Origin of the sequence: Desulfohalobium retbaense DSM 5692 (assembly GCF_000024325.1) — a bacterium.
Lineage (GTDB): Bacteria > Desulfobacterota > Desulfovibrionia > Desulfovibrionales > Desulfohalobiaceae > Desulfohalobium > Desulfohalobium retbaense.
In genome coordinates, this window is sequence record NC_013223.1 from 1,391,389 (window position 1) to 1,417,472 (window position 26,084).

The window sequence follows — 26,084 nt, forward strand, 5'->3', positions numbered from 1 at the left end:
TGTTCATTTGCTGACTTCCTTTGTGCCTAAAAAAGAATTTTATTAGAGCTTGATTATGCTGAACAAATAGTGTACTGGCCTGCAAATTTCAAATGCACATAAAAGACAGAAATCATTTAGTATTAAATTACAACTACTTTACAAAAATTTAAAATGCATTTTATTTGTAGGATATTGATTTTTTTTACAGGAATAAATCAAAAAAATGTACAAAATCAAAATTGCAAACTATATTTTAGAAACAACGACTTTTCTAAGTCTTCCAACGACATGGGTTTAGAATAGTAATACCCTTGAATTATAGAATCCAGGCCAAGATCCTTTAAATATTGTTTTTGAGAAAAATTCTCAACTCCCTCAATTACAAGATCAACATTGAGTGAATGAGCCATCGACTGGATGGCTGTAAAAATGGTGCGTTTCTTCTTATTCAAATCAGCATTTGAAATAAACGAACGATCAAGTTTTAGTGTGTCGACAAATAAATTTTGAAGATAACTTAATGAAGAAAAGCCAGAGCCGAAATCATCGATAGCAATAGATATGTTTGATTTTCGTAATTCCATCAAAAAGTACGAAACTGCATTCAGGTTATGCATAACGCTACTTTCAGTAATTTCAAGCTCAATCGAATTTTCTTTTAAGTCAAAGCTGTTGACAATGCTCAAAGTTTCATCAATAAAATTTGATTGATGAATTTGCTTTGCTGAAATATTAAAAGAAAATTTCATTGGCTCTGCGCATTTTTCTTCAAAATACAATGCATCTTTACACGTTTGTTGCAGTCCCCATCTTCCTAATTCATTGATCAAGCCATTTTTTTCTGCGATTGCTATGAATACGCTAGGAGAAACGAGCCCAAATTTGGGATGGAACCAACGCATTAATGCTTCAAAACCCACAATTGTTTCGTTCTCGCAATCAACTTGAGGCTGGTAAAACATGGCCAGTTCATTATTTTCTATCGCCATATAGAGATCGTTTTCGAGCTCTATACTTGGCAGATTTTTATAACAACTTCCATTGTCTTTATTGCTATAGTAGCAAAAACTGTTTTGTGTTTTGCTTTTAATTTTATACATAGCCATGTCGGCACGCCGCATCAATTGCTCTTTAGTCTGACCATGTTCTGGATAAACAGCAATGCCAATGCTTGCAGTAATACGTACTTCTTGATCTTGGCAGTACATTGGTTCTTTAAAAGCATTTAATATCTTATAGCAGATCTTATCTGTTTCACTTAACTTATCTAAATTTTCTATAAGGATTACAAATTCATCGCCACCGATTCTTGATATGGTGTCAGACTCTCGTACGCTTTTTTTCAGAATTTTAGCAACATTTTGGAGAACTTCATCTCCGGACTGATGGCCCAAATTGTCATTAATTTTTTTGAAGTTATCTAAATCTAAAAAAAGTAATGAAAACTTTTTCTTATTTCGTTTCGCGTGCAACAGAGCCATATGCAGCCTGTCATTGAAAAGTGTCCTATTCGGCAAAGATGTTAAACTATCGTGATACAAGTGAAACCTGATCAAATCTTCAGATCGTATTCTCTCAGTAAGGTCTCGAATCACTCCATACGTTCCTACAAAATTTTGCCTTCTGACGCTATCATCTCTATACATACCCCGGGCAAACAACTCGGTATATATAAAATGTGGAGTTTCATTATCTAATGTGTTTTCAGAGAACTTCTTGAGCCGTATTTCAACTCCTTGCGTCGCGCGCTCACCAGTGCGCCTTTCATTAAAAACATATTGAGCTTTATGTAGATCTCCCTCATAAATAATTGAGGAGTAGTGTAAACCTAACAATTCTCCATTGTGATAATTGAGAAGCTCATAGGCTTTTCTATTGACATAGGTAAAAAAACCAGAATCATCTAACAAGTAAATGAAGTCTGGGGAATTTTCGATGATAAAGCTGCTTATTTCTTTTGAAAAAATTTCTTTTTTATAAAAATCTGCTATTTGGGATATTTTTTGATAACTTTTTGAAGCTTCTTTAACTGTTTTCAAAAGATGAGTAACATTGAAAGGTTTTTTTATGAAATCATAAACATTTCTTTGTAAGGCATGTGTTGCGTTTTCAAAATTTGCTTCTCCACTTACGACTATGATGTGTATGTTTATATTTTTTTTATTGATATAATCAATTAAATTTTTACCACTATCATCTGGAAGGTTCAGATCGACAAGAACAATGTTAAAATAGTTTTCTGATAAACAATTTTTGGCTTCCTTATTGGTAGAAGCCTCAATGACTGAAAATTTTTGCGACTGTAACAGCTCAGAAAGGCTCCGCCGCATCATAGGGTCATCTTCTACAATTAAGACGGAGGGAGATCGTAGATCGTCATCTCTCGGGATGAATTTCTGGCTTTGTTCTTTATAGTATAGACTTTCCAACTTGTTCACAGAGCTACTCATCGATCCTCCCCAGATTATCTTGAGCGACTTCTCTAGGAATAAGTATTTGGAATCGAGACCCTTTTCTTCCAGTTGCACAACGGATATCTCCCTTTATATCTGCAACCAGGCTTTTAACCACGGACAGTCCGAGTCCGGAATGCCCGTTTTTGGTACTGACATGGGGGTGAAATATCGTTTCAAAAATATTTTTGTCTATGCCGGGCCCATTGTCTTCGATTTCGATTTCAATATAAAATGTGCCATTGCTGATGACATTGTCACGTGTCGTGAGCCACAATTGTCCACTATCTGTGAAAGACTCCACAGCATTTTTGATTATATTGATAACTATCTGTTTTAATTTATCTTCATTGGCCTGGATTACAGGAAGAGGCTCATCTAGGTTAACAGTACATGTGATGCTCTTATTTTCAAAAATAGATTTTTCGAAAAAATTTGTAAGGTGATTTAAAAGTCGATTAATATCGACAGCCACCTCTTGGTCTTTCAGCTCATTTATATTTCGAAGACCTGCTGCTATTTCACCAACTCTTTGAATTTCATTTTGGATCATTTCAATTTGTGAAGAAATTTCATCATCCACATCTAATTTTTCTTTTAAAATATGCAAGTATGTATTTATTATTGACAATGGGTTGCCCATTTCATGTACGGCAGTTCGTATCTGTAATTCAAAGTGCTCTTTAGTCTTAAAATCATCAGCACCAGCGTTCGATATTTTTTGGGCTATGCTATCAACAACCAGCTTGATAAAAGAAAGCTTAGTATCGTTGATTTCATTTACATTCTCTATGACGATGAGGCCGTAACATTTATCAGCACAAAAAAGTGGGTAAACTAATAGCCTGTCGGCTTGTAAAATATCAAAAAGTTGCTTCTCTAAAATGTTGTACTTTTGGAGGTCCTTATATTCTAAAAACGTTATTTTTTGAGGGTATATATGTTTTTTATAAAATTCATTGTTATCCACTAAACTTATTTTCAACTTTTTAATCTGCGTGAAATTTCCCGTATCATCAATGCCATAAATATTTTGACCGTTCATTCCTCTGACAAAGAAACAAACATTATCAAACCCAAATAGAATAAGCAGATCTTCTCGTATTTGCCTCAAGAAATTTTCATATGAGATGTTCTGATGATTTTTTAAACCTACAGAGTCAACCAAAGCTTTTTGTTGGACAAGAGTGTTGAGATTTTCGCTACTTGCTTTAAAGCTATCTTGAAAACTTTTGACTAGATTGTTTTCACGAAATCCAGTCATTTCTTCGATCATATTCAATGTTTTATTGTATGCATCGTTGTATATCTGAAATAGCAACCCCTCAGTAAGCCCAAATGCAGAATTTATGGCATGTAAATTTGCATGTATTTGATTCACACCACCACTTGATATTTTTTGCGACAAATTCAAAGTGCGAATTATATCAGCTCCTGAATTTATTTTTTCAAATGGCAGCGTTTGATATTGAATCGAATCTGATATGAACGACGGCAATTCCCATCTTTTGACCACCTCGGCCCCTATCTCAGAAGAGGTAAAACCACAACTTTGACGCTCAATTTCTTCTAAGTTTACTAAACCGGCTGACAGCGAAGCGACATTTCGATACATTCTATCATCGTAGCCTACCAAGGCAAATTGGCCTATTCTATGCAAAAGGCCGGAAAGGTAAAATTCATGTCTATCTTCAAAGCAAGCTATACGAGCCAGCTCTTCATTTATATTTGCACATAAAAGAGACTGGCTCCACAATTGATAATAGAAATCATAAAGTTCATTTTTTATTTTGGAAAAAATTTGATTTATGACGCTTGCGTAAATTATTTTTCTTACATTATCTAAGCCAATCACAATTATTAATTTTTTTATGTTTTGAACTTCCTTCCAAGGTCTATACTGTATTGTAGAAGCAAATCCAAACATCCGAGCCGTAACAATAGGATCTCTTTGTAGGGCATCAGCTAGTTCATCTACTTCAACATCTGCATTATTAGAAATCTTTAATATATTTACTAGACTCTGAGGGATAGATATTAGATCTTTATGGTCTAATATGCTCTGTATGGAATTGCTCATAACGCAACCATTTTGTGCTTTTAACACAACTCTTTGCTTGATTGTGGTATCAAAAATTCCGCCACATATGGGAAAAAGCGTATCGATTCGGTGCTTGAACGTGACCCAACTGTCTGGTGAATGATTCTGTATAATGCTCGCCGCTCAAAAATCCGTCTCCTCGACGAGGGAAATGGATTTTGATCCTTATTTATCCTGACGTCGAAACCGCTGTTTGCTCATCAATTTTTGCCCTCGAAGATCTTCGTATCCTGGGCTGGAGGGGGTTGAGGAGTAACCTTGGTTCCTTCAAACGACTTACTCAAAATCCATACGTAGCATCGAAGAACCGTATTCCATAAAGGATCGGGGACACACGACTTTGGCACAGAAATTGACATTTAAAATAATCATATTCGGCCCCCTCCTTTTCTATTATTCGCTAGTTTACTACTTCCTATGAACAAAACCTTCAAATGTCTAGTATAAAATAGTTCACCTGGTTAGCGTAGGCTTGGCCCCGTGAATGGCCGTAATCCAGAGCCTGAAGGACTTCCTCTCCTGATAGCCGTAACCCATTTACTGCACTGGCTTCATCGTGTTTGTTGGCCCCTCCCTCGGCCCTGATGCGAGGACGATCATCCCGAGCCAATACTTCACGCGGCCATCGTTAAGGCTTGGTCGCACCCAGGACCATACATGATTCCACGACCGGTTCGATCCAGTCACCCTCCAACGCCTCGACTTTCTCCTTTTCCGCCCGGATTCAAATTGTCACAAGTCCTCTTCAGCCTGGGAACTTCTTAAAGACCGTCATTTTGGAAACGAAGGAACATGGAAAGGAATCCATAGCCTGTACGCGAAATTGTCGCGCTGTCTACGGCTGATCGCCATGAAGAAGCCATGATGGGGACGATATGATGATTCCTCATTCTCTCAAACAGTCATACGTCCTACTGTGCTGCGATGATGACCGATTTTGCAACAGTCGAGCAGGTCGTTAAAAATCTCCCCATAGCCGCAAAGCTGCAATGCGTTGAAGCTTTCAGGTACGGATTCGCACGCTACGGCCTTAAACGTTTTGTCGCCGTCCCATGGGAGTTTTGAACGACCTGCATTATACAGAATTTTCCTACAGTCACTTGGGCTCCCGCGCGGCGACTGGGAGGCTGATGGGCCTGGGGAAGGACTTCCCTGGTGGAGCTCGACCGCCAAGAGTGCGTCATCTGCCATATTGCTCATTATTGCCGTAACGCAGCAAATCGAGTAGACACGTAGGCACACTCCATACTGGAGGATTGCGCGTGGTTGTTCCAGAGAGGGGTCTGCTATACGTACCACAAAGGAGTTGAATTCGTATGGAGATATTGTCTTCGGTGTGGCTGATCTGGTTTCTACTAGGTATTGGTCTGGCCTTATTGGAACTTTTTATGCCCGGCTTCGTGATCATTTTCATGGCCTTGGGCTGCTGGCTGGTCGCGTTGGCGGTCCTTGTGTGGCCGTTGTCCCTGACGCAGCAGATCCTGCTGTTTATCGGAGGGACAATTCTCTCGATTGTGTTTTTGCGAAGCCGGTTCATGAAGACGTTTCGAGGATCGTCCTCGGATACGGCATCAGCAGGATACGATGATTTTCCCTCCGGTGTTCATGTTTCGGTGGTCAAAAAAATCACCCCGGAGAGCACGGGGCGAATCAGATATCGGGGAACGTTTTGGGATGCGAGTGCAGAGGAAGAAATTGATGAAGGGGAAATCGTGGAGATCGTCGATTTTGCCGGTTCTTCCCGACAAGCATTCTTTGTGCGCAAAGTTTAGAATTCACAGGAGTTTTACATGCCGACCACTCTTATTTTTGCTGGGGTTTTAGCCGCGTTGGTCATAGTAATTATTGTAAAAACCGCTGTAATTGTTCCTCAAAAGAGTGAATTCATTATTGAGCGGCTAGGGAAGTACAACAAAACACTCGGGGCCGGTTTTCATATCTTGGTCCCCTTTCTCGATCGTGTGGCCTATAAGTATTCGTTAAAAGAAGAAGTTTTTGATATTCCCAGCCAAACGTGTATCACTAAAGATAATGTCACTGTGGAAGTCGATGGGCTGATTTATTTGCAGGTGATGGACAGCAAGCAAGCCGCCTACGGTATAAATGACTACCGCGTGGCTTCGTCGCAATTGGCGCAAACCACATTGCGTTCCACCATCGGCAAGATCGATCTGGACAAAACGTTTGAGGAACGGGAATCCATCAACGGCCAAGTAGTGGACTCTATTGACCAGGCCGCTCAAGCATGGGGAATCAAAGTCCTGCGCTATGAGGTCAAGGATATTTTGCCCCCGGAATCGGTCAAAAACGCTATGGAAGCACAAATGACCGCCGAACGGGAAAAACGGGCGACCATCGCCAAATCGGAAGGGGAGCGGCAGTCGACCATTAACCGTTCTGAAGGCGACAGGCAGGAAGCCATCTTGCGCTCGGAAGGGGAGAAGCAAAAGCGCATCAATGAAGCCGAGGGCCAGGCCCAGGAAATTTTGGCCATTGCCAAAGCTACCGGGGAAGGGCTCAAAATTATCGCTGACCAGCTCAATGCCCCTGGAGGGCAGGCGGCAGCGAATCTGCGGGTGGCTGAGCAATACGTGACCCAATTCGGTCAGCTGGCCCAGGAATCGAATACGCTCATCATCCCGAGCAATGTGGGAGATATTGCCGGAATGGTCACCACGGCCATGAGCGCCTTATCAAAGATGCAGCCTGAAGCTGGCAAATAACCGCTCCAGTTCGATCACATCCCGTCGAACGTCACTGGCCGGAGGCGGAGTCCTCAGATTGGTGTCGCAGGGCGCAGCCTTGCAACGCTTTTCGGGCGAGTCCGGCTCCGGCTCGTTCGTAGAGATTAAACGCACTGCACACGCCCATTTCCGTAAACGCATCAACTTCTTCCTGATACTTGGCTATGGCAACCACCGTACATTGAAAGCCGTGGTTGCGAAGCTGGTGCACCGCGAACACATTGCCCTGATGATTGGGCATGGCCAGGATCACGAGTTCCAGGTCCTCATCTCGTTTGAGCTTGAGCCAGAAGTCGGTGTCACAGGCATCGCCCAGCAAGACATTGCGTCCTTGGGCGCGGTTTGCATCGACTGAGGCCGGTGCATGGTCCACGCCGCAAACCGCATTGCCAAACTCCTCCTGCAATACGTCGTAGGCGCCGGTGCCGATACGGCCCATGCCGAAAATCACAGCCCGCGCCCGGCCCAGTTCAATGGGCGCGTCCCAGGGATGGACCCGCTGGGGGTCGAAGGGCCGTAGCCAGGAACTGAAGTACTGGTACAACGACTCGGCATAATAGCTCAGCGGCGACGAAAACGCGAAGCTGATACTTACGGCCAGCGCCATGACCAAAAGCCAGTTGGCTGGAAGCAGATTCTGCTCCACAGCGATAGCGGCGACAATGAGGCCGAACTCGGAAAAGTTGGTCAGGGTCAGGGAAGAAAACAGACTGGTCCGGGCCCGGAGACCAAAACGACTGACGATGCCGTAGTACAGCCCGGTCTTCAGCGGCAGGACCAGACACAGCACGCAGGCGGCGGCGAGCATCTCCCAGGTCGGCAGACCGGTCATCCCAATGGAGAGGAAAAAGCCGACCAGCATGAGTTCTTTGAATCCGAACAGGGCCTTGGACAATTCCGAGGCCCGGGGGTGTCCAGCGATCAGGACCCCGACCACCAAGGCGCCCAGGTCTGGCTTCAGCCCGACGAGGGCAAACAATTCCGCACCGATCCCCAGTGCGAAGAACAGGCCGCACAAAATAAACAATTCGCCCCGGCCGGACCCATCCAAAAGACGGTAGAGTACGGGCCTGAGAAGTGGCAGGGCCAGAATCCCAAGCGCCCAGAGACTGGGCGCTTTCCCCGCCGTGAGGCTCAGAAACAGCACAGCGAAGAGATCCTGGATAATCAGGATGCCGATGGCGAGCTTGCCGTACAGGGCCGACATATCCCCTTTGTCTTCCAGGATCTTGACCGCGTAGACTGTACTCGAAAAAGAGAGGGCGAAACCCAGGATAATCAGCGCCGGCCAGGAAAGGTCCAGCAAAGATATGGACAGGACATTTTGGGCCAGAAGCAAAAGACCGGACAGAACACCGGTGGTGAGCAGTATCTGCGCAGTGGCGCTGGCCCAGATCTCGGCCCGGAGTAAGCCTTTGAGGTCCAGCTTGAGGCCAATGGAAAAGAGGAGCAGCGTAATACCCAGATCAGAAACGAGGTCGAGACCGCTTGGCGGAACGAAGCCGGCGATATTGTAGACAAAACCGGCCAAAAGAAAGCCCACCATGGGGGGCAGGCCGATTCTGGATAACGCGTATCCGAAGCCAAAGGCGAAACTCACCAGGAGAACGAGCATGCAGGCTCCTTGCTTCTCAGGGGTTGACTACGATGACGGCACAAAATGCAACGCAAGGCATTCGGGAAATGCCTCTGGGAAATACGCACCAAGCGTACGAGAAAACGACAGCTTTGAACGTTTCGTTGTCCGCTGCTCAGATTATGAACGAGCTGCGAGCAAGCGGCAAGGTCAAGCTGGATGATGCTGCTCCGAGCTGCGGAGGTATCCGAGAGTCAGTCAGAAATTCTTTTTTCGCACCCAGTTGCGATCCTGATCCTGCACGAAGTGGTCGCCTTCAGCCAACCGGTACATACGGATCCTGTTTTGCATGGCCACCTCAGGCACCGAGGTCCCGGTTTCGTCAGCGATAATCTTGAAAAGCGTCTTGCGGTCTTCGTTTTCAGCCCGGACAAGGTTTTGAACCTGTTGCGGCGCACCGTCCCGGACCAGGGCGACCAGCCCGTTCCAGGCTTCGCCGACCAGGCCGTTATCCTTGGCCTGCAGCAGTGCCGCATGCCGCTGTTTCATGCTCTGGACCACCGCCTGTTTGTTCTGGGCCTGGACTGTAGCGACACACAGCAGGGCAGTGGAGAGGATTCCGATAACCAGTAATCTTGTTGACACAGCACCCATAGTGTTCCTCCTTTTCAAATCTGGTGGGCCCGTTGTGCATTCCATCTGCTGACTATGAAGAGATGTGTCGCGCCCGGTCCCATCAAGGCAAGGTTCGTTGTTCGTTTCGCGCGGGATATGGGCTGTGCTATTCCAACTGCCGCAATTCCTCCTCACTGAAAGCGTCTTGCATATTTCCCTGGAAGCTCAATGCGTCGTCCAGGGCTTTTTGGACTTTGAGATTGACATCCACAGTGACGTGGATCGGAGCGATCTCGACTTTGTGCGTCGTGTCCGCCGTCACCTGGTGCCGCGTGCAGCCCATGACTGCCAACGCGCTGATAAGCAGGAAGCCGTACCACCATTTCTGCATAATGCACTCCGAATGTGGAACGTTGGGATTGGTAACCAGACTGGCGTCCAATCCGGTCATTGGGCGGGGCCGAACAATTCGTCCAAGGCCCGGCGCACCGCTTTCTTTTTGCCCCAGTGCAGGGCCTGATTGAGCGCCTGCTGCACATCACTGATATTGAACACCAGGCTGCCCACCCGTTGGGGCGGGTCCCCTCTGACCCCTTGTCCGCGCAGTTCTATTTGGGCTGCGATATCGGACTCCCGGGGTACCAGGCGCAGAGAAAAGAAGTCGTACTCAAATTCGCGCAGGGCTTGCTCCAGACGGTCGCTGAGCAGGGACAAGTACTTCTGACCCGCCAAGCTTTGCCGGACATAGAAGAGCACTTTGTCCATCCAGGCCTCATCCTTGATGCCCAGCTTTCCTGTCCCCGGCAGGGCGTACAGATGGCCCTCGTCCAGATTGACCCCCTGGCCGTCCCAGCCCAGCGCAAAACTGCCACTGAAGCGTCCGCTGCCCACCAGTTTGTCCCCAGTCAGTTTCTGGACCAGGTGCAAGGCGTCTATCTCCTCAAGATAGACACGGGCCGCTCCTTGGGCTTTTTCCAGGTCCCAGCGCCCCTCGTAGATCCGTAAAGCACCTTGAGGCGCCAGCCTGCAGGAGCCGCTGTCCAGAAGCAATCTGTCCTGCACCAGGCGCAGGGCCAGATCGCCGCGGCGCACCTCGATGTCCCGCCAGGACAACGCTCCAAATGATACTGCCATACCCTGCCGTGCCGCGGTTTGCAACGGGACCAGGCTGTCAAAGGCGGCGGAAACGTTCAGGCCCTGCAGTCGCAGATTCTGCTTCGGCACCTGAAGCGCTGCGTCGCGGAGGTTGAACTCTAACCAAGGCAGAACCTGCTGCCCGTGCAGTTCAGCACGCATATCCAGCTTGGCACTGCCGGAGAGGTCCAGATCAAGGTCCCCGAGCGCCGGGCTGAATCGGGACAGCATTTCTGGTTCTGGCAGCGCAAACCAGTCGCTGGACACCCTGCCGGTGCCGGAAACAGAGCCACCGCCAAGGGCCAAATCCACATCCATTTGCAGCGCAATGTCCGGCAGGACCTGCCAGCGGCCGCCCAGTTCAAGTGTCCTGTTGCGGATCCGCAGATTGCCCTGCGGACCGGGGACAGCTGTTCCCTTGGCCCGGAGGCCCCCGACATGAAATCGCCCGGGCTCGTGCTGCGCATCTCCCAGAATCAGCGGGATGCTGGCAGACACGGAGGTCAGGGCCAGATCCTGTTGCGGCGCGGCAAGGCGGCCTCCTTCCAGGCCAGCTTCGACAACGCCGTGCCAGGCATGGCCGTGCTGGCGCTGGAGTTTTCCAGCGAGGGTTGCCTGTTGCAGCGACACACGGATGTCCGGTCCCTGGAGGCGAACGGGGTCTGCCAGACGTACATCCAGTTCCACAAAGCGGTGGCCGTCAGGTGTGAGACGGCAGCGGATCCTGTCGCCGGGCTGGGGTTTCAGCCACAGGGAGGACAATGCATAGTTTTCGCCGTCCACTGTGAGATCGGCGGCTTGGCACCCGAGGGAGCGGTCACCGGAAAGGGTGACCTCAAGTCCCTTGTCGTTGAAGGCCGCATGCAGGGGCGCCCGGCTGGAAACACCCTCCAGACGGCCCCCTCGTTTGGGCCAGGCCAGATCTGCCGGTCCGATCAAGGTCTGCTCCGCCTGCAGGTCTGCCTGCCAGCGGAATTGCTTCGTGGTCCGCTTCAGGCGGGTCTGGAACCGGCCGCTGCTTGTAACAGGCAGTGCGGACGATTCGAGCAATGCCGCGCCGGCCAGGGTGTTCAGCCAGGACTGCGGCAGTTCGCCCTGGAGTTCATAGATGAAATCCCCCTGCCAGGACGCAGGCTTCTGTCGAAGATCCTGAATGGGGCTCAGGGCTCCGTTACACGTCAACTGGACTGGGGCTGGTTGCTGCAGGTCGCAGTCCACGGCGAGTCGGGTACCAGTTTGGTCCAACGCGATAGTGAGGCGGGAGAGCAGATACTGGTCCAGACGCAATCCGGCGAGGCGCAGATCAAGATCCAATGCCTCGAAGTGCAGGTCGGTGTCCATTTCCGCACGCAGATCAAGGACCAGTTTGTTGAGGCTGACGTCGTAGTCCGGCCAACGCAGGTTGGCGGTCTGGAGAGCGGCTTGGAGAGTGCCCTGTCCAGAGCCGTGCAGATCCTGCTGCCACGTGGCATTGAGACCGGCCTGCAGAGCAGGGGCCTGGGTTTCCAGCGGCGCCGCAGGTTTGCCTGATTCCGGGATCCGGGCCTGAGCGCTGAGAATGGCCTGCTGCAGATCGGCCTCGCCTTCAAGACGCAGCGGAATCCCCAGCAGACGGCTTCGCAGCTTGAATTCGAGAAGCCCCTGTTCGCTTTGCGTCCGGATATCTCCGGCAAGCGGTTGCGGCCAGGCAAAGTCGGCGTACTGCCACTGCAGATACGAGGAGCGGACCTGAATATGCTTGATCGGCAACAAGGGCAGGGGGGAATCGGGCCTGCCAGGGGAGGAGGGGCTCCTGAACGGCAACCCGGGATCAGGGCCTGCCTTCGTCCATTTCAGGCGCCAGGTCAGCCCGTGGATCTCCAGTTTGTCTGCACTGCCCTGGAGCAGGCCCTGGATGCTGAAATGCAGGATCGCGCGCTGGACCTCCAGGCCGAGATTGGCCCCGGAAAGGCCGCTTAAGGCGATACGGCCCGGATGCAGGGCCTCGACCTGGACCCGTGGCTGTTCGACGCCCGCTTCGCGCATCTGAACCAGCAGAAGCTGCTCCAGGGCCAGCGGCGCGCCGAGCCAGCCCCCGAGGCAGAGGACGAGCAGGAACAGCATCGCCGCGAGCAGGCGGCGGGGCAGGGAGCGCCCGTGGCTGGGGCTGGTTTGGGGCAATGTCGTGTCCCTTGTCTCTGCGTGAGAGGGGTGCTGCGCTCAGGGGAAGTTTTCTGCATCAGAAAGCAACAATACTGACCAACGTATGCAGAATACAGCAAAATCTCAAGCGGTCCGGCGTTTGGCGGTCCGGATACTCGAAGAGGGAAGCCGGGAACCAGAGAGGGGCTTGCCGCAGAGTTTGGCCTCCCTGCCTGATACCCGATCACCGATCCCGATTTCAATCTGGAATTCAGGTTCTTCTGTATTTCCTGGCCTGATATCCTTTGGGCAAATCCTGACCCTTTCAATGCCTCACGTCTGAAATTCTTCACGCTTACGAGCTGCTGAGCACCTGAAACACACAACGGGTCAAGAAAACCACCGGGCGAAACCGACACCTGCCGTGCCCACAGCAGCGCAGAGCACCATTCCCCAGACGATGTCCACCAGGGCCACGGTCAGGGGCCAGTTTTTCAATGTGGCCAGATTGGTCAGATCATACGTGGCGTAGGTGATCAGCCCGAAGAAGAGGCCGCGGAAGATCCCCTGGAGCAAGGAGTCTCGGTCCGCCGCCGGCAGGACGACAAAAAACAACAGTCCGACCAGAAACAGCAGATAAAAAAGTACAGCGGCCGTCCAATTCACGTTCTCGCTCAGCAAACCGGCCAGTCTGGACTGATAGAACCCCTTGGCCACCACCCCGAGCCAGAGCATATCCAAGATGAAAAACACCGGAATCATCAGTCCGTACACTTTGAAGGCAGTTGCAATCGGCATACATGCTCCTTTGGTTCTGGTCGCAGAGGTCACACCACGTGGCTCATTTTTGTCCAATGCCTCATCCGCAGGCAACCTTGTCTCACACACCGCAGGGAGCCGGTCCCGGGACTGGATGGTTCGGAGAATCAGCCACAGGCACTATGATCCCCGAGCCCATGCGCCCAGCCCAGCGCAACTGCCTGAGGTGCTGAACGCAGGTGTGTTCTTTGCAATTTGGTCCAAATGATTTATCCCGGTTGGAACGCGTAGACAAGCCTTGTTCCAGAATTGGCCGACGCAGCCGTCATCAAAGAGGTCGCATGAGTCTGTCCATCTTACTGACAACCTTTGAATCCGTGGCCCTGCTGCTGGGCATCGGCGCCTTCGGGCTGTGGATCATCAGCCGGCGCATCCTGCCGCAGGAGGCATTGGGCACCCTGTCCATTCTGGCTTTGGACATCTCCCTGCCGAGCCTGGTTTTTGTGAACATCCTCAAGAATTTCAAGCCGGCTGAATTTCCGGGTTGGTGGCTTCTGCCGGTCTGGTGGGCCGGTTTCACGCTTTTCCAGGGCGCTTTGACCGCGGTTTTGGCCTGGGTTTCCCAGCAGGAGACCCGCCGGGAATTCGCTGTGAGCCTTTTTTTCCAAAACGCTCTCTTTTTTCCCCTGGCCATTTTAATGGGCATGTTCGGCCAGGATTCGACCTATATCGTGCAGCTCTTTTTCTTCATGCTGCTTTTTCCCTCATTGCTGTTCAGCACCGCCCATCTTTTTTTCGGCATCTCGCAGCAGACTTTTGCCTGGTCCAAGATCTTCAACAAGATCCTTTTGGCCACCATTCTGGCGACAACACTGCGCTTGACGGGCACGGAGGGCATTGTCCCGGGGTTCGTAGTCTCGGCCCTGGGCATGATCGGGGACATGACCATTCCGCTTTTGCTGATGATCCTCGGCGGCAATATCTACGTCGATTTCAAGCACAAAGGGAGCCTGTATCCGGTGGAGGTCGGGAAGTTCGTCCTGATCAAAAATTTTCTGTTCCCAGCCATTGCCCTCGGCGTGCTTGCCCTGATTCAGCCTCCGTACCATATTGCGTTGCTGATTATTTTGCAGGCCTCGGTTCCGCCGATCACCGCCATTCCCATTTTGACCGAGCGGGCCGGCGGCAACCGGGAGATCGTGAACCAGTTCATGTTCAGCAGTTTTGCGGTCTCACTGGTGTCTATCCCCTTGATGATCGGTTTGTTTGGCATGATTTTCCATCTGCCGGCACCATGATCCGGCCGTGCAATGGCGGTGATCGCAAACCGAACGGAGCCGTAGTTATCGTATTTATGAGCACGAGACCGCAGACTGTGTCTTTACTGGGAGATGCGAATGGATTCCCGCCTGGAGCGCCTCCGAGACCAGATCACTGCCTGCAGACGATGCGACCTGGCTGAGACCCGGACCAACGCCCTGCCCGGGGCAGGGAATATCCACGCCCGGCTGATGATCGTGGCCCAGGCGCCGGGAGATCAGGAAGATCGGGAAGGGCGCCATTTCATCGGTCCGTCAGGCCGGGTCTTTGATCGTTTGCTCGATCAAGCTGGCGTCGCCAGGGCGGAGCTGTTCCTGACCAATCTCCTGAAATGCCGCTTACCCAAAAATCGGCGCCCCAAACAGCGGGAGATCATTGCCTGCTTGCCGTTTCTCGAGCAGGAAATCGACATCGTGGAAGCGGATATTCTGGTGCCGCTTGGCTTTTATGCCACGCGCGCCGTTCTTGACCTGAATGTTCTCCCCTTTCCCCAGGCCAAAGCTGAATCCCCGGAGTCCTTCGGGCGTGTGCAGTGGAACGGCCGCAAAAAAGTCTTTCCACTGCCCCATCCGGCGGCCCTGCTGTATAACCCCGCCTTTGAGGAAGCTGCCCAAGAGCAGTACGCGACCCTCAAGACCCTTACCACGCCCTGCAAATGGTACCGGTTGTGCCCCATGCGCAGATTTGTCGAGCAAGGGAGACTCGAGCAAGCCTGGATCGAATTGTATTGCACCGGTGACTGGTCCCGTTGCGTTCGATTCCACCAAGAGGAGCAGGGGATTGCCCATCCGGACTGGATGTTGCCGGATGGGAGTCTTGATGCTGAACTGCGTGAGATCTCAATAGCCGGGTGAAGCTTTGCTGGCGAGAAGGGGGGGATGGTCACTGTGGCTCTCGATAAAGCCCCCAAGGGTGAACCTAGACACACATTACGGGGGGCTTGGGAGTGCACACCGAGCGCGAAATGGATATGCGCCGATTCTGCTGGAAAAGGGACTTCAGGAAGCAAAGATATAATGCGGGGATCGCCGTTTTGTTGCAAGCGGAAAGGGCCAGCCGTTGGAGAAAAGGCGGGTTGCAAGGGTTGCTATCCCAGCCGATTTGGGCGAGATGGGCAGGGTGCACAGGATAGTAATGGAGCAATGCGTGCCTATTTCCAAGCGAACGATTTGTATCGCGGACATTTTCGGCACAACGCCGGCCTTTGAGCGTCTTTGCCAGGCCATTGGCGGGGCAGTGGAGGTTGTCGACCCGTATTCTGGGCTCCAGAGGAAATTTGCCTCTGAGCAGGAGGCTTACGCCTATTTCATGACCGAAGTCGGCCTTGACCGGTACAGCGAAATGGTGCGTGATCAGATTGCGGCAGCTCAGGATTCCGCGTGCCTTGTCGGCTTCAGTGTTGGCGCCGCAGTCGCGTGGTCCCTCACCGGAGCATCTCTTGCGGACCAGGTAAGCTGCGGCGTGTGTTTCTATGGATCGCAGATCCGGCACATGCTCGATATCCAGCCTGTTGTTCCGGTGACATGCATCCTGCCAACCTCTGAACCGGCTTTTTGCGTGCAGACCCTGGCCAAGGCCTTGTCTGGCCGGAACAACGTCAGCGTCGAGACAACACCATATCTTCACGGCTTCATGAACGAAGTCTCCGCCAATTATGACCGGCAGGGCTGTGCGGTGTATCTGGAGTGGTTACAAAGAATGTGAGAAGTTGGCCGCAACGCAGCCAAGAGGAGCGTTGCAACAGACCGTTAGCCCCCTAGTTTTGCCATGAAAAAGAGTGCAAGCAATTCAGTATCCTTACAAATCAGTGAATTGGAAGCTGAAAACGCGCGATTACGGGCTGAGCTGGCAATCGCGCGCGACGAACTGGAGACCATCTTCGATCACAGCATGATGGGCGTGGCCCTTGTCGACCACAACCGGAAGATCCTCACGACCAATCAGCGATTTCTGGACATCCTCGGCTACACCTCTCTGCACGAAATTCTCGGCCAGCAGACTCACAAGCTGCATGTTTCCCATAAGGATTTCGAAGGATTTGGGGAGCACTACGATACGACCCTGCGCCATAGCGGCGTTGTGCACGTGGCGACCCCGATGCGGCGCAAAGATGGGTCCGAGATCTGGCTGGATCTCGTGGGCAGGGCGATAGACCGCACGACGCCACCGGATCTGAGCAAAGGCGTGTTATGGATGGCCTACGATCTGACGGATATCCGTCAGGCGTATCAGCAACTCAGGGAGGCCAATGCCGAACTGGAAGGATTCTTCGCAAACTGCATGATTGGTATTATCATCCTGCGCGGGGGACGCCGTATCCGCCGGGTCAACCAGCGTTTGGCCGACATCCTCGGTGATAAGCCTCCAGAATGGTACCAAGGGAAATGCGTCAGCGAGTTCCATGTCTCTCAGGAGAAATTCGAAGAATTCGGTCGCCTCTTTTATAATTCGTTGGTTTTGCGCGACCACAGTCAGGTGGAATTTGAACTCAGGCGAGTGGATGGCTCCCCCGTCTGGGTGAGCGTGTCCGGCAAGGCCCTGGATGACGCCACACCCCCGGATCTGGACAAGGGGGTCATTTGGATGGTCGATGATATTTCGACCCGGAAGGAGGCTGAGGAACAGCTGGCCCGGATCGCGACGACCGATTCATTGACCAATGTCAGCACCCGGCAGCATTTCATGGAATTGGCAAACAGGGCCTTGGCGCAGCATCTCAGAAATTCCCGGCCGCTGACCGTTTGTATGCTGGATATCGATCATTTCAAACAAATCAATGACACCTATGGGCATGGAACGGGCGACCGAGCCTTGGCCTGGTTTGCAGAAACAGTCTCCGGAGAATTGCGGGCCACAGACATCATCGGCCGATTTGGCGGAGAAGAGTTTTGCATTGTCTTGCCGGAAACGGACCAGGATGAGGCGCAGCAGGTGGCGCACCGTATCAGGACCGCTGTGACGGGCGGGTCGTCCGCGGCTGCGTCGCCGATCCCGCCGATAACCGTGAGCATCGGGATTGCCCTGGCAGATACCCCTGCGTCCATGGAAGCCGTCATTCAACTCGCGGACCGAGCTTTGTATGCGGCCAAAGCCAAGGGACGGAATCGGGCGGAGATTGATGAGACAATGGTGAGGGGGTAGCAGGCCCAAGCTTCAATCTGCCCGGACAGCAATCTTTGGCATACCACAAAAGCCCTGGTGAAGACGAACCTCACCAGGGCTTTTCGTTTTTCCCATCAGCGGTATTCTGCTCGGGGCGAATGCGGGAATACGGCAGAGCGGTTGCTCTCCTGCACCGCCCCGCGATCAACACACCCCGTCTCAGTTGCCGTTTTTGGCTTCTTCAATGATATCGATAATGGCTTGATAGGATCCCTGTACCGATTCAGCGAAGGCGCTGTCGCCGATGAGTTCCTCAATCAGTTCCTGCCCGTAGGCCAGCATTCGGATCTGGACCGTGTCCCCTTTGCTGAAGGTGATGATGAACTTGGGCATCAAGGCGGCCCGCTCCGGATTGGTGCCCAGGCTGGGCGCCGCCTTCTCCGGCTTGCAGATCTGGATCATGTGCAGATCAAATCCTTCGGCCACTTCAATGCCGTGTTTGCCGAAGGTATGGGCCATTTCCATTTTGTCTTCATTGTGGATGAAAAATCCCCGTTTCTGAGCTGCGGTATTCAGATCCTGGAGAAAGCCATCCATGGATTTGGTCGTTTCAGCGGTATACAGCCGAGTCTTGTGCATACGTCCTCCTGAGGCATCGTTGATGCGGTGGTTTTGTCGTGGTTTTCAACTCAGAACACTCCGGCGGCTGGCGTAGCGGTCGCAAGGGCTATTCCCAGCCACGCGCAATTCAATTGACCGCTGGCGCGGCAATCACCGTGAGTGGGCCGCGTCCGCAAGGCGCACCGAGAGCACTGGCACGGGACTCTTGCGGATGACATCCCGGGCCACACTGCCCAGAAAGGCGTCTTCGAACGCGCCGTGGCCGTGGGTGCCGATGATGATCAGATCGAAGCCCTCCTTGCGGGCGATTTCGACAATTTTGTTCTGGGGATCCCCAACTTCGATGCGGATATTCTCCGGAGTCATCGGACAGTAGGGGATCTGCTTGGTCACTTCTTTGGATGTAGATTCGATCCGGGAACGGATCGCTTGCTGGGCTTCGCTCACGCTGGATTCGTTGAAAGCGGTCCGGGTCTGCTGATCCACGCGGTGGGTGATGTCCACCCCGACATTTTCCGAATACTCCTCAAGCTGATCGGGCACGACGTGCATAACCGTCACCTGGGCGGAATATTTCACCCCGAGGCTGCAGGCGTATTGTGCGGCGTGCTTTGCGCTTTGCGAGAGGTCGGTGACGTAGAGGATATTCTTGAAATCCGGCACCAGCAGCTCGTGTTCTGTTTCCTTGCCCGGGGTCGGAGCGGCGGTTTTTTCGGCCTGCGCTTCGGCTTCAGCGGGCGCGCCAAAAATGGCGTCGGAAAATTTTACGTACCAGGCTGCGGATTGCACCTGAATGATATAGGCCACGGCAATGACCAGGGCGGCGCTGGACCCCTCGGGGCCGAAGGCGTTGATGGCGATGGCCAGGGCGATGGAGAGATTACGCATCACCGAGCCGTAGACCAAGGCGATGCCGTCGCCACGGGACAGGAATTTGATGCCGATGACGGTGCTCAGCACATAGTTAAAAGCGTAGATAATTGTCAGCGGGATGAGAATATACAGCAGCATCTGGGGAGCGCCGGCAATAGCCTTGGCCTTCAGGGCCATTGCAATAAAGACGATGCCCACGACGCCAAGGGTGGACAGGGCCGGAAATTTCGGGGCCCAACTCTGTTGGAAATCCTTCTGTCCGTAGCGTTTGATCAGCCCCTGCTGGGTCAAAAATCCAGCCAGCATGGGAATAAAGACAATGATGACGATCTGTTTCATGACCGCCATGACATTGACCTCAAGACTGGCCCCCATCAGGAACTGGACGTAAAACGGTGTGGCCAGCGAACCCAGGGTGAGGCCGATAACGGTCATCTTCACTGCAGAGGCGACATTGCCCTTGGCAAAACCGGTCCAGGAAATCGTCATGCCGCTGGTGGGAACCAGCCCGGCCAGGAGCATCCCCAGGGCCATGTACGGGCTATCCCGGAAAAAGAGCATCCCCAACCCGAAGGCGACAAAGGGAATGATGCCGAAGTTGATGGCCTGAGTCAGGAGCTGGGCTTTGACATCTCCTCCCTCGAAGACCTTCTTGATCTTCAGATTGACCATCATGGGATACACCATGAGGAAGGTGAACGGGATGATCAGTCCCTTCAGCCCAGAGGCGTCATCAACAGCAATGCCGAAGACGAATCCCAGGAGCATCATGACCGGGATAGCGATAATCAGATGTTTACTGATGCTCGATAGAAGTTTCCACATATGCGTTCCTTTACTCGGTTTGGATGGACTGCGGCCCTGCGGCTGGTCCGCGGTGAAGCGTTCCGGTTTGTAGCATCGATGGCAGGGGGTCCCTAGCGCTTCATGTCTGGCCATTTGTTTGCGACCCCAGCGTGGTGCGATCCTGAGCCGGGCTAGTGCACGGGGAACACCCCGGTTCCCCGTGTATTTCTGACTCGCTTCCCGGTGTTCAGGACAATGCCCCGTCCAGGGCCTTCTGGAGATCGGTTTTGCTGGACATGCCGATAAGCCGCTTGTGTTCCTCTCCGTCCTTGAAGACGATAACCGTCGGGACACTTTGAATACCCATCTTCAACGCGAGATCCTTATGCTGATCGATATCGATTTTTTGAACTCTGGCCCGGCCGTCATAGGCCTGGGAGAGTTCATCGATGACCGGAGACAAGGCCCGACAGGGACCGCACCAACTGGCGCTGAAATCGAGCAGGGCGACTCCGTTTGTGGGAATGGCGTTCTGTGCAGACATAGATTTGAACCTCCTGTGTCGTGCGGTTGCATTTCGTGTCGATGTCCCCACTCAAGCAATGCGGATGCCAACCTGGCCGCCAACGGCAAAACGCACTGATACTATTGATGAAAGCACAATAGAAAACGGGGTCTGGAGAGCCACAAAGGGCGGTGTTGACGCTCAAGGTAACGTTCCATACAGTTACCGTAACGTTATAGTTGGCGTTACGGTAACGGAAAGTGCAAAAAACGAGGCCCGATGATGCCTGCGACAATGGGGCCGGAGGGCGGCCCGGCGGGAGCGTGTATGACGGAGCAAACACACGCGGTCTGGAATGTCCGCTTTTTGAATCAGATCATGGATTCCATGGCCGAAGGGGTCTTCACCCTCGACGTCCAAGGCCGGATCACCTCCTGGAACAGGTCGATGGAGGACATCACCGGCTACAGCGCCTCAGAAGCCCTGGGCCGCTCCTGCCGGTTTCTGGGGTTCAGCCATTGTCTGGGCACGCTCTGCCCGGCTGATATCCACCAGTGCGGCATCCTGCGGCACGAACAGCCCGAAGCCAAGGAATGTGTCCTGCGCCATCGCGAGGGCCGGGATGTGCCGGTCATCAAGCAGGCCCGAGTGGTCAAAGACGACAACGGAGAACTGATCGGCATTGTCGAGACCGTGACCGACATGACTGAACTCCAGAAGGCCCGGCACAAGGCTGAAGAGGCAACCCGACTGTTGGGGCAGCACTACAGCCTTGGCAATATCATGGGCAAAAGCGAAGTCATGCAGGAGGTCTTTTCCCGGGTCCGGGCCGCGGCCGCCAGCCGGTCCACCGTTCTCATCCAGGGGGAAAGCGGGACCGGGAAAGAACTCATCGCCCGCGCCATTCACTACAACAGCGACCAGGCCGATCAGCCGTTCGTGACCGTCAATTGCTCGGCGCTGACGGAAACTCTTCTGGAAAGCGAGCTTTTCGGGCATGTCAAAGGGGCGTTTACCGGTGCTGTGCGCGACCGGGCCGGCCGCTTTGAAGAAGCGCATCGCGGATCGATTTTCCTGGATGAAATCGGGGAACTCAGCCAGACCATCCAGGTCAAGCTGCTGCGCGTCCTGCAGGAACGGGAAGTCGAACGGGTCGGCGACTCACAAACCCGCACGATCGATATCCGGGTCATCGTGGCTACACACCGGGATCTCAACGAGCTCTTGGCCCAGGGCGTTTTTCGTCAGGACCTGTATTACCGCCTCAAGGTTTTTCCTATCACCCTGCCCCCATTGCGCCAGCGGCGCGAAGACCTGCCCCTGCTGGTCAACCACTTTATCGCCAAGCAAAACGAAGCCACCGGAAAACGGGTCACCGGCCTGGCACCGGAGGCCATGCGGCTGGTGTTCGAGTACCATTGGCCCGGCAATGTGCGTGAATTGGAAAACGCCATCGAACACGCCTTTGTCCTGACTTCCGGGGAGCAGATCCAGGTCAACGATCTGCCGGCGGAGATCATAACGCCCCGGCCGAGCCCGGAAAGAGCCAGGGAAGCCGGCGTTCCCCGGACCGCTGGCAGCAGACAGCACCATGAACAGCCCGACCGGGAGCAGTTGCTCGCGCTGCTGGAGGCCAACCAGTGGAACAAGGCCGCGGTGGCCCGGCAACTCGGGGTGAGCCGGACGGCGGTGTGGAAGTACATGAAAAAGTGGGGCATTCCGCTGCAGCCGGAACCAGATTAACAGGCCGTTGACACTCTCCCACTGGCAGCAAAGATGCACTACATTCGAACTTGTAGGTACGCATACGTACGCTGCGGTTGTGGACTTTGTTGTGCCGTCTTTTGGGAGTGCTGAACGGCCTGCGGTATACGGATTTTTTCAACAGCCAGCTCAGCGCTCGTCCCTTGCATTGGTCGGTTGGTTCTTCCGGTCCGGATTGGACAGGGAGCTATACACAGTCCCCCTCGCGTGGTAGATGGATCACAAGGATTTGTCCCATGAACCGTTTGTCCGAAGGAGGCTCGTATGCGCCTGTATTCCGATGCCTTTACCGATCAGACCACAATTCCGGTCAAATATGCCATGCCGGGCGCCGGTGGGCAGAATATCTCCATTCCTTACCGCTGGGAGGGGGTGCCGCAGGGAACGCAGTCTCTGGCCTTGTCCCTCATCGATCCCCATCCTGTGGCGAACAACTGGATCCATTGGCTGGTGTTGAACATCCCCGCCTCGATCACCTCGCTGCCGGAAGGGGCCTCAGGCAATACCATGCCCGAGGGCAGTCTGGAATTGACCAATTCCTTCGGCCGTATCGGCTATGGCGGTCCCCAGCCCCCCGCGGGCAGTGGCGAACACCCCTATGTGGCCACATTGTACGCTTTGGATGCGGCCTCGGTGGCCTTGGCGCAAACGGCCACGCTGCAACAATTTGCCGAAACAGTGGACAGCCTGGTTCTGGCGCAGGCGACGTATACCGGGGTTTTTGAGCGCTAGGGCAAGACATCCGAACCACCCTGGTTTGACAGTTTAGCGCCAGCTTATTACCAGTCAGGGATAATGGAAGAGGGCCCAGGTCCTTTTTCCAATGAAACCTGTGCGCTATAAAGGAGGACGCCGTGATGGCAGACGTGAATACGGTCCACTTTGCCCCCTGGGGTGAGGGCGCCAACATGATGACCAAAGCCGGGCAGCTGTACGAGCAGGCTGGGCTTTTCGACATGGTCGAACCGGGCGACAAGGTCGCTGTCAAACTCCACGTCGGGGAACTGGGCAACCCCAACTATGTCCGCCCCTTTTTCCTCAAGCAGATCGTGGACGAGATCAAAGCCCGGGGCGGCAAACCGTTTTTGACAGACACCTGTACCTATTACCCGCTCAAGCGCAACAACGCCGTGGACCACATGGAGACGGCCGTGGCCAATGGGTTCGGATTCGCGCCGTTTATCGTGGCCGACGGGTTGCTGAGCGAAAACGGGGTCTCGGTGGTCTCGCCCGATCCCCTGCTCTCAGAGGTCGAGGTCGGCGGAGCCATCCATCAGGCTGACGCCATGATTGTGGTCTCCCATTTCAAAGGCCATGCCCTGGGCGGTTTTGGCGGGGCAATCAAAAATCTCGGCATGGGGGGCGTGACCAAGAAAACCAAGCTCGAACAGCACCGTCTGATTGATCTGGTCATTGACGAGGACGCCTGCCAGGCCTGCGGCGCCTGTGTCGATGCTTGCTGGTTCGACCTTCCCCGGATCGAAAACGATTGCGTGGTCATCGACAGTCCCGAATGCATGCGCTGCCCCATCTGCAGCACCACCTGCCCAGAAGGAGCCATCCGCCTGGAAAATCGTGAAAAGCTCGCACAGGGATTGGCCGTGGCCGCCAAAGGGGTCTTGAACACCTTCGCACCGGGCAAGGTGGCCTGCGTCAATTTCGCCACGGATGTGAGCACAGTCTGCGATTGCGCCCCGATCCCTGGGGAGATGATGGGCCAGCATATCGGTATTTTCGCCAGCCAATCTCCGTTGTCCATTGATGCGGCAGGGCTGGAATTCATCGACTACAAGCGGCTGAACGCCCTGCACAATCAGGATTGTCACGAGCAGGTGCGCACCCTGGCCCGGATCCAGGAACCGGGTTCATTGACCCCGGAGGTGGTCCGGACCTGAAGAGCTGGCTTGGCCCTGCACCGGTTTGAGCAATACCCTTGAGACCAAAGGCGGGGCACAGTCCAGGATGTCCGCCTGGTTCCCTGACGGATACCGAGTGACCACAAGGTGCCTGATTGACAGCACGCCGCGATCCTGAACAATGGCCTATGAATTTTTTCAGGAAAGGAGACTGGAGATGGAACTGTTTGAAGCCCTCTACACCCGGCGGAGCATTCGCAAATATACCGATGCCCCGGTTAGTGATGAAGCGATTCGGGAACTGCTTGGCGCAGCCATGATCGCGCCGAGCGCAGGAAACGCCCAGCCCTGGCAGTTTGTGGTCATCAACGATCGTACGATGCTGACCAAATTGTCCCAGGTCCATCCGTATGCCGGCATGGTCCAGCAGGCGCCGGTGTCGATTTTGGTCTGTGGCGATCTGCGGCAGGAGAAATTCGCTGGCTATTGGGTGGTCGATTGTGCGGCGGCTGTGCAGAATCTGTTGCTCGCGGCCCACGGCCTCGGCCTTGGCGCGGTCTGGACCGGTCTGTATCCCCAACAAGAACGCATCGACGCCGTGCGGAGCATTGTTGGGCTGCCCGAACAGATCATCCCCCATTCGCTTATCCCGGTGGGGCACCCGGCTGAATCGTCGAAGAAGGTAGACCGCTTCAAAGAGGAGCGGGTGCAGTATAATGGATGGGACAAAAAAGTGGTCTGATTTCGGTTGAAGCGTTCAAAAAAGGGCAGAGGATACACCGGAGCACAAAAGAGGTTCTGGCTCTCTGGTACAGGCCATTGAAGGAGGACACTCCGGCTAGGAGCCTTTGCCTCCCTTAAGCGGGCCAGGTTTGAATTGTCCAAAAACCGGTTGCCGATTCCGGTAGGTGCGGATTTCCCGCTCCTCAGGCAAGCCCGGTATGGAGCCACCCCTCCACACCGGGCTTGTCCTTTGTCGGGCAAAACAGTAGGCTCAGCCACCGAATACGGAATCGTAACCATTGTTATTTGACCACCTCAAAAAGGAGGCAATCCTGCTATGGCCCCTTCAGTGAAAGGCACCAAAACCGAAAAGAATCTGTTGACCGCTTTTGCCGGCGAATCTCAGGCCCGCAACCGCTACACCTATTTCGCCGGTCAGGCCCGCAAGGACGGGTATGTACAGATCGCTGATATTTTTGAAGAAACCGCCAACCAGGAAAAAGAGCACGCCAAGCGGTTCTTTAAGTTCCTGGAAGGGGACACCGTCGAAATCACTTGGAGTTTTCCGGCCGGGGTCATTGGCACAACGGCCGAAAACCTCGAGGAGGCCGCTGGCGGGGAACATGAGGAATGGTCCGAGATGTACCCCAGCTTTGCGGCCACGGCCCGTGAAGAGGGATTTCAGGAAATCGCGGCGGTCTTCGAGGCCATATCCGTAGCCGAAAAACAGCACGAGAAACGGTACCGGGACCTGCTGGAAAACATCCGTTCCGGGAAAGTCTTCCAGCGCGACGATAAGGTCGTCTGGCGCTGCCGCAACTGCGGTTACCTCCACGAAGGCCAGGACGCGGTCAAGCTGTGTCCTGCTTGCGCCCATCCCCAGGCCCATTTCGAACTCCTTGGGGAAAATTGGTAGCCATTTTGGGCCCTACGGCACAGCGGATCCCCTTTATCAAGGGGGTCCGCTTTTTTTTTGTCTGACAAAACGAGCGAGAGGCGCCAACCCGCTTCAACCACCGATTTCGTGTCCTGCGGTAAGGCCTCACGGG

Annotated in this window: 21 protein-coding genes; 11 read left to right on the forward strand and 10 right to left on the reverse strand. The window is 53.2% G+C overall.

Going from position 1 to position 26,084, the window contains the following annotated elements; translation table 11 throughout:
• Window positions 1-215: 215 nt before the first annotated feature.
• Both DRET_RS05935 and DRET_RS05940 read right to left on the reverse strand, forming a co-directional pair.
• The gene (locus DRET_RS05935) at window positions 216-2,432 is read right to left on the reverse strand and encodes an EAL domain-containing protein (protein WP_015751619.1); all 2,217 of its coding nucleotides are present in this window, start codon (window positions 2,430-2,432) and stop codon (window positions 216-218) included.
• On the reverse strand, window positions 2,425-4,515 hold the full coding sequence (locus DRET_RS05940) for an HDOD domain-containing protein (protein WP_015751620.1): 2,091 nt from the start codon (window positions 4,513-4,515) through the stop codon (window positions 2,425-2,427). Before DRET_RS05940 ends, DRET_RS05935 begins: the two co-directional genes overlap by 8 nt.
• A gap of 1,337 nt (window positions 4,516-5,852) precedes the next feature.
• Between DRET_RS05940 and DRET_RS05945 the strand changes: the two genes are divergently transcribed.
• Together DRET_RS05945 and DRET_RS05950 are read left to right on the forward strand one after the other, a co-directional pair.
• Complete coding sequence (locus DRET_RS05945; RefSeq protein ID WP_015751622.1) at window positions 5,853-6,308, forward strand: NfeD family protein; 456 nt, start codon at window positions 5,853-5,855, stop codon at window positions 6,306-6,308.
• An 18-nt stretch (window positions 6,309-6,326) separates the two neighbouring features.
• Entirely contained in the window at window positions 6,327-7,259 is a 933-nt protein-coding gene (locus DRET_RS05950; RefSeq protein WP_015751623.1) for an SPFH domain-containing protein, read from the forward strand.
• 31 nt (window positions 7,260-7,290) lie between these two features.
• Here DRET_RS05950 and DRET_RS05955 read toward each other — a convergent pair whose 3' ends face one another.
• The 5 genes from DRET_RS05955 to DRET_RS05975 all read right to left on the reverse strand — a co-directional run bounded on the left by DRET_RS05955 (window position 7,291) and on the right by DRET_RS05975 (window position 13,524).
• Window positions 7,291-8,895 (reverse strand): cation:proton antiporter family protein, encoded by a 1,605-nt coding sequence (locus DRET_RS05955; protein ID WP_015751624.1) that lies wholly within the window; start codon window positions 8,893-8,895, stop codon window positions 7,291-7,293.
• 219 nt (window positions 8,896-9,114) lie between these two features.
• Complete coding sequence (locus DRET_RS05960) at window positions 9,115-9,510, reverse strand: YdbL family probable chaperone protein (protein WP_015751625.1); 396 nt, start codon at window positions 9,508-9,510, stop codon at window positions 9,115-9,117.
• A gap of 127 nt (window positions 9,511-9,637) precedes the next feature.
• Window positions 9,638-9,862: a hypothetical protein gene (locus DRET_RS05965; protein WP_148214027.1), complete on the reverse strand. Its 225-nt coding sequence runs from the start codon at window positions 9,860-9,862 to the stop codon at window positions 9,638-9,640.
• 56 nt (window positions 9,863-9,918) lie between these two features.
• The gene (locus tag DRET_RS05970) at window positions 9,919-12,765 is read right to left on the reverse strand and encodes a translocation/assembly module TamB domain-containing protein (RefSeq protein WP_015751627.1); all 2,847 of its coding nucleotides are present in this window, start codon (window positions 12,763-12,765) and stop codon (window positions 9,919-9,921) included.
• Window positions 12,766-13,116: 351 nt separating this feature from the next.
• Window positions 13,117-13,524 carry a DUF2177 family protein gene (locus DRET_RS05975; RefSeq protein WP_015751628.1) on the reverse strand — a complete coding sequence of 136 codons (408 nt, stop codon included), beginning with the start codon at window positions 13,522-13,524 and terminating at the stop codon, window positions 13,117-13,119.
• Window positions 13,525-13,826: 302 nt separating this feature from the next.
• On the opposite strand from DRET_RS05975, the gene DRET_RS05980 reads away from it, so the two are divergent.
• From DRET_RS05980 to DRET_RS05995, 4 genes are all read left to right on the forward strand, one after another.
• Complete coding sequence (locus DRET_RS05980; protein WP_015751629.1) at window positions 13,827-14,783, forward strand: AEC family transporter; 957 nt, start codon at window positions 13,827-13,829, stop codon at window positions 14,781-14,783.
• Window positions 14,784-14,882: 99 nt separating this feature from the next.
• Window positions 14,883-15,659, forward strand: a complete 777-nt coding sequence (locus tag DRET_RS05985) for a uracil-DNA glycosylase (protein ID WP_015751630.1) — start codon at window positions 14,883-14,885, stop codon at window positions 15,657-15,659.
• Between the two features lie 292 nt (window positions 15,660-15,951).
• Window positions 15,952-16,509, forward strand: coding sequence for a dienelactone hydrolase family protein (locus tag DRET_RS05990; RefSeq protein ID WP_167317791.1), 558 nt, complete (start codon window positions 15,952-15,954; stop codon window positions 16,507-16,509).
• A 63-nt stretch (window positions 16,510-16,572) separates the two neighbouring features.
• Window positions 16,573-17,946 (forward strand): diguanylate cyclase, encoded by a 1,374-nt coding sequence (locus DRET_RS05995; RefSeq protein WP_015751632.1) that lies wholly within the window; start codon window positions 16,573-16,575, stop codon window positions 17,944-17,946.
• A 180-nt stretch (window positions 17,947-18,126) separates the two neighbouring features.
• On the opposite strand, the gene DRET_RS06000 is transcribed toward DRET_RS05995, so the two are convergent.
• The 3 genes from DRET_RS06000 to trxA all read right to left on the reverse strand — a co-directional run bounded on the left by DRET_RS06000 (window position 18,127) and on the right by trxA (window position 20,782).
• Window positions 18,127-18,546, reverse strand: a complete 420-nt coding sequence (locus DRET_RS06000; RefSeq protein WP_015751633.1) for a DUF302 domain-containing protein — start codon at window positions 18,544-18,546, stop codon at window positions 18,127-18,129.
• Window positions 18,547-18,678: 132 nt separating this feature from the next.
• Entirely contained in the window at window positions 18,679-20,226 is a 1,548-nt protein-coding gene (locus tag DRET_RS06005; RefSeq protein WP_015751634.1) for a universal stress protein, read from the reverse strand.
• A gap of 208 nt (window positions 20,227-20,434) precedes the next feature.
• Window positions 20,435-20,782 (reverse strand): thioredoxin, encoded by a 348-nt coding sequence (gene trxA / locus DRET_RS06010; protein ID WP_279614523.1) that lies wholly within the window; start codon window positions 20,780-20,782, stop codon window positions 20,435-20,437.
• Window positions 20,783-21,019: 237 nt separating this feature from the next.
• Between trxA and DRET_RS06015 the strand changes: the two genes are divergently transcribed.
• The 5 genes from DRET_RS06015 to rbr all read left to right on the forward strand — a co-directional run bounded on the left by DRET_RS06015 (window position 21,020) and on the right by rbr (window position 25,951).
• On the forward strand, window positions 21,020-22,435 hold the full coding sequence (locus DRET_RS06015) for a sigma-54 interaction domain-containing protein (RefSeq protein WP_015751636.1): 1,416 nt from the start codon (window positions 21,020-21,022) through the stop codon (window positions 22,433-22,435).
• 285 nt (window positions 22,436-22,720) lie between these two features.
• A complete protein-coding gene (locus DRET_RS06020; protein WP_015751637.1) occupies window positions 22,721-23,188 on the forward strand; it encodes a YbhB/YbcL family Raf kinase inhibitor-like protein in 468 nt (155 codons plus the stop codon).
• Window positions 23,189-23,313: 125 nt separating this feature from the next.
• Window positions 23,314-24,351 carry a DUF362 domain-containing protein gene (locus DRET_RS06025; protein WP_015751638.1) on the forward strand — a complete coding sequence of 346 codons (1,038 nt, stop codon included), beginning with the start codon at window positions 23,314-23,316 and terminating at the stop codon, window positions 24,349-24,351.
• A 178-nt stretch (window positions 24,352-24,529) separates the two neighbouring features.
• Window positions 24,530-25,054, forward strand: a complete 525-nt coding sequence (locus tag DRET_RS06030) for a nitroreductase family protein (protein WP_015751639.1) — start codon at window positions 24,530-24,532, stop codon at window positions 25,052-25,054.
• Between the two features lie 318 nt (window positions 25,055-25,372).
• Window positions 25,373-25,951 carry a rubrerythrin gene (gene rbr / locus DRET_RS06035; RefSeq protein WP_015751640.1) on the forward strand — a complete coding sequence of 193 codons (579 nt, stop codon included), beginning with the start codon at window positions 25,373-25,375 and terminating at the stop codon, window positions 25,949-25,951.
• Window positions 25,952-26,084 lie beyond the last annotated feature (133 nt).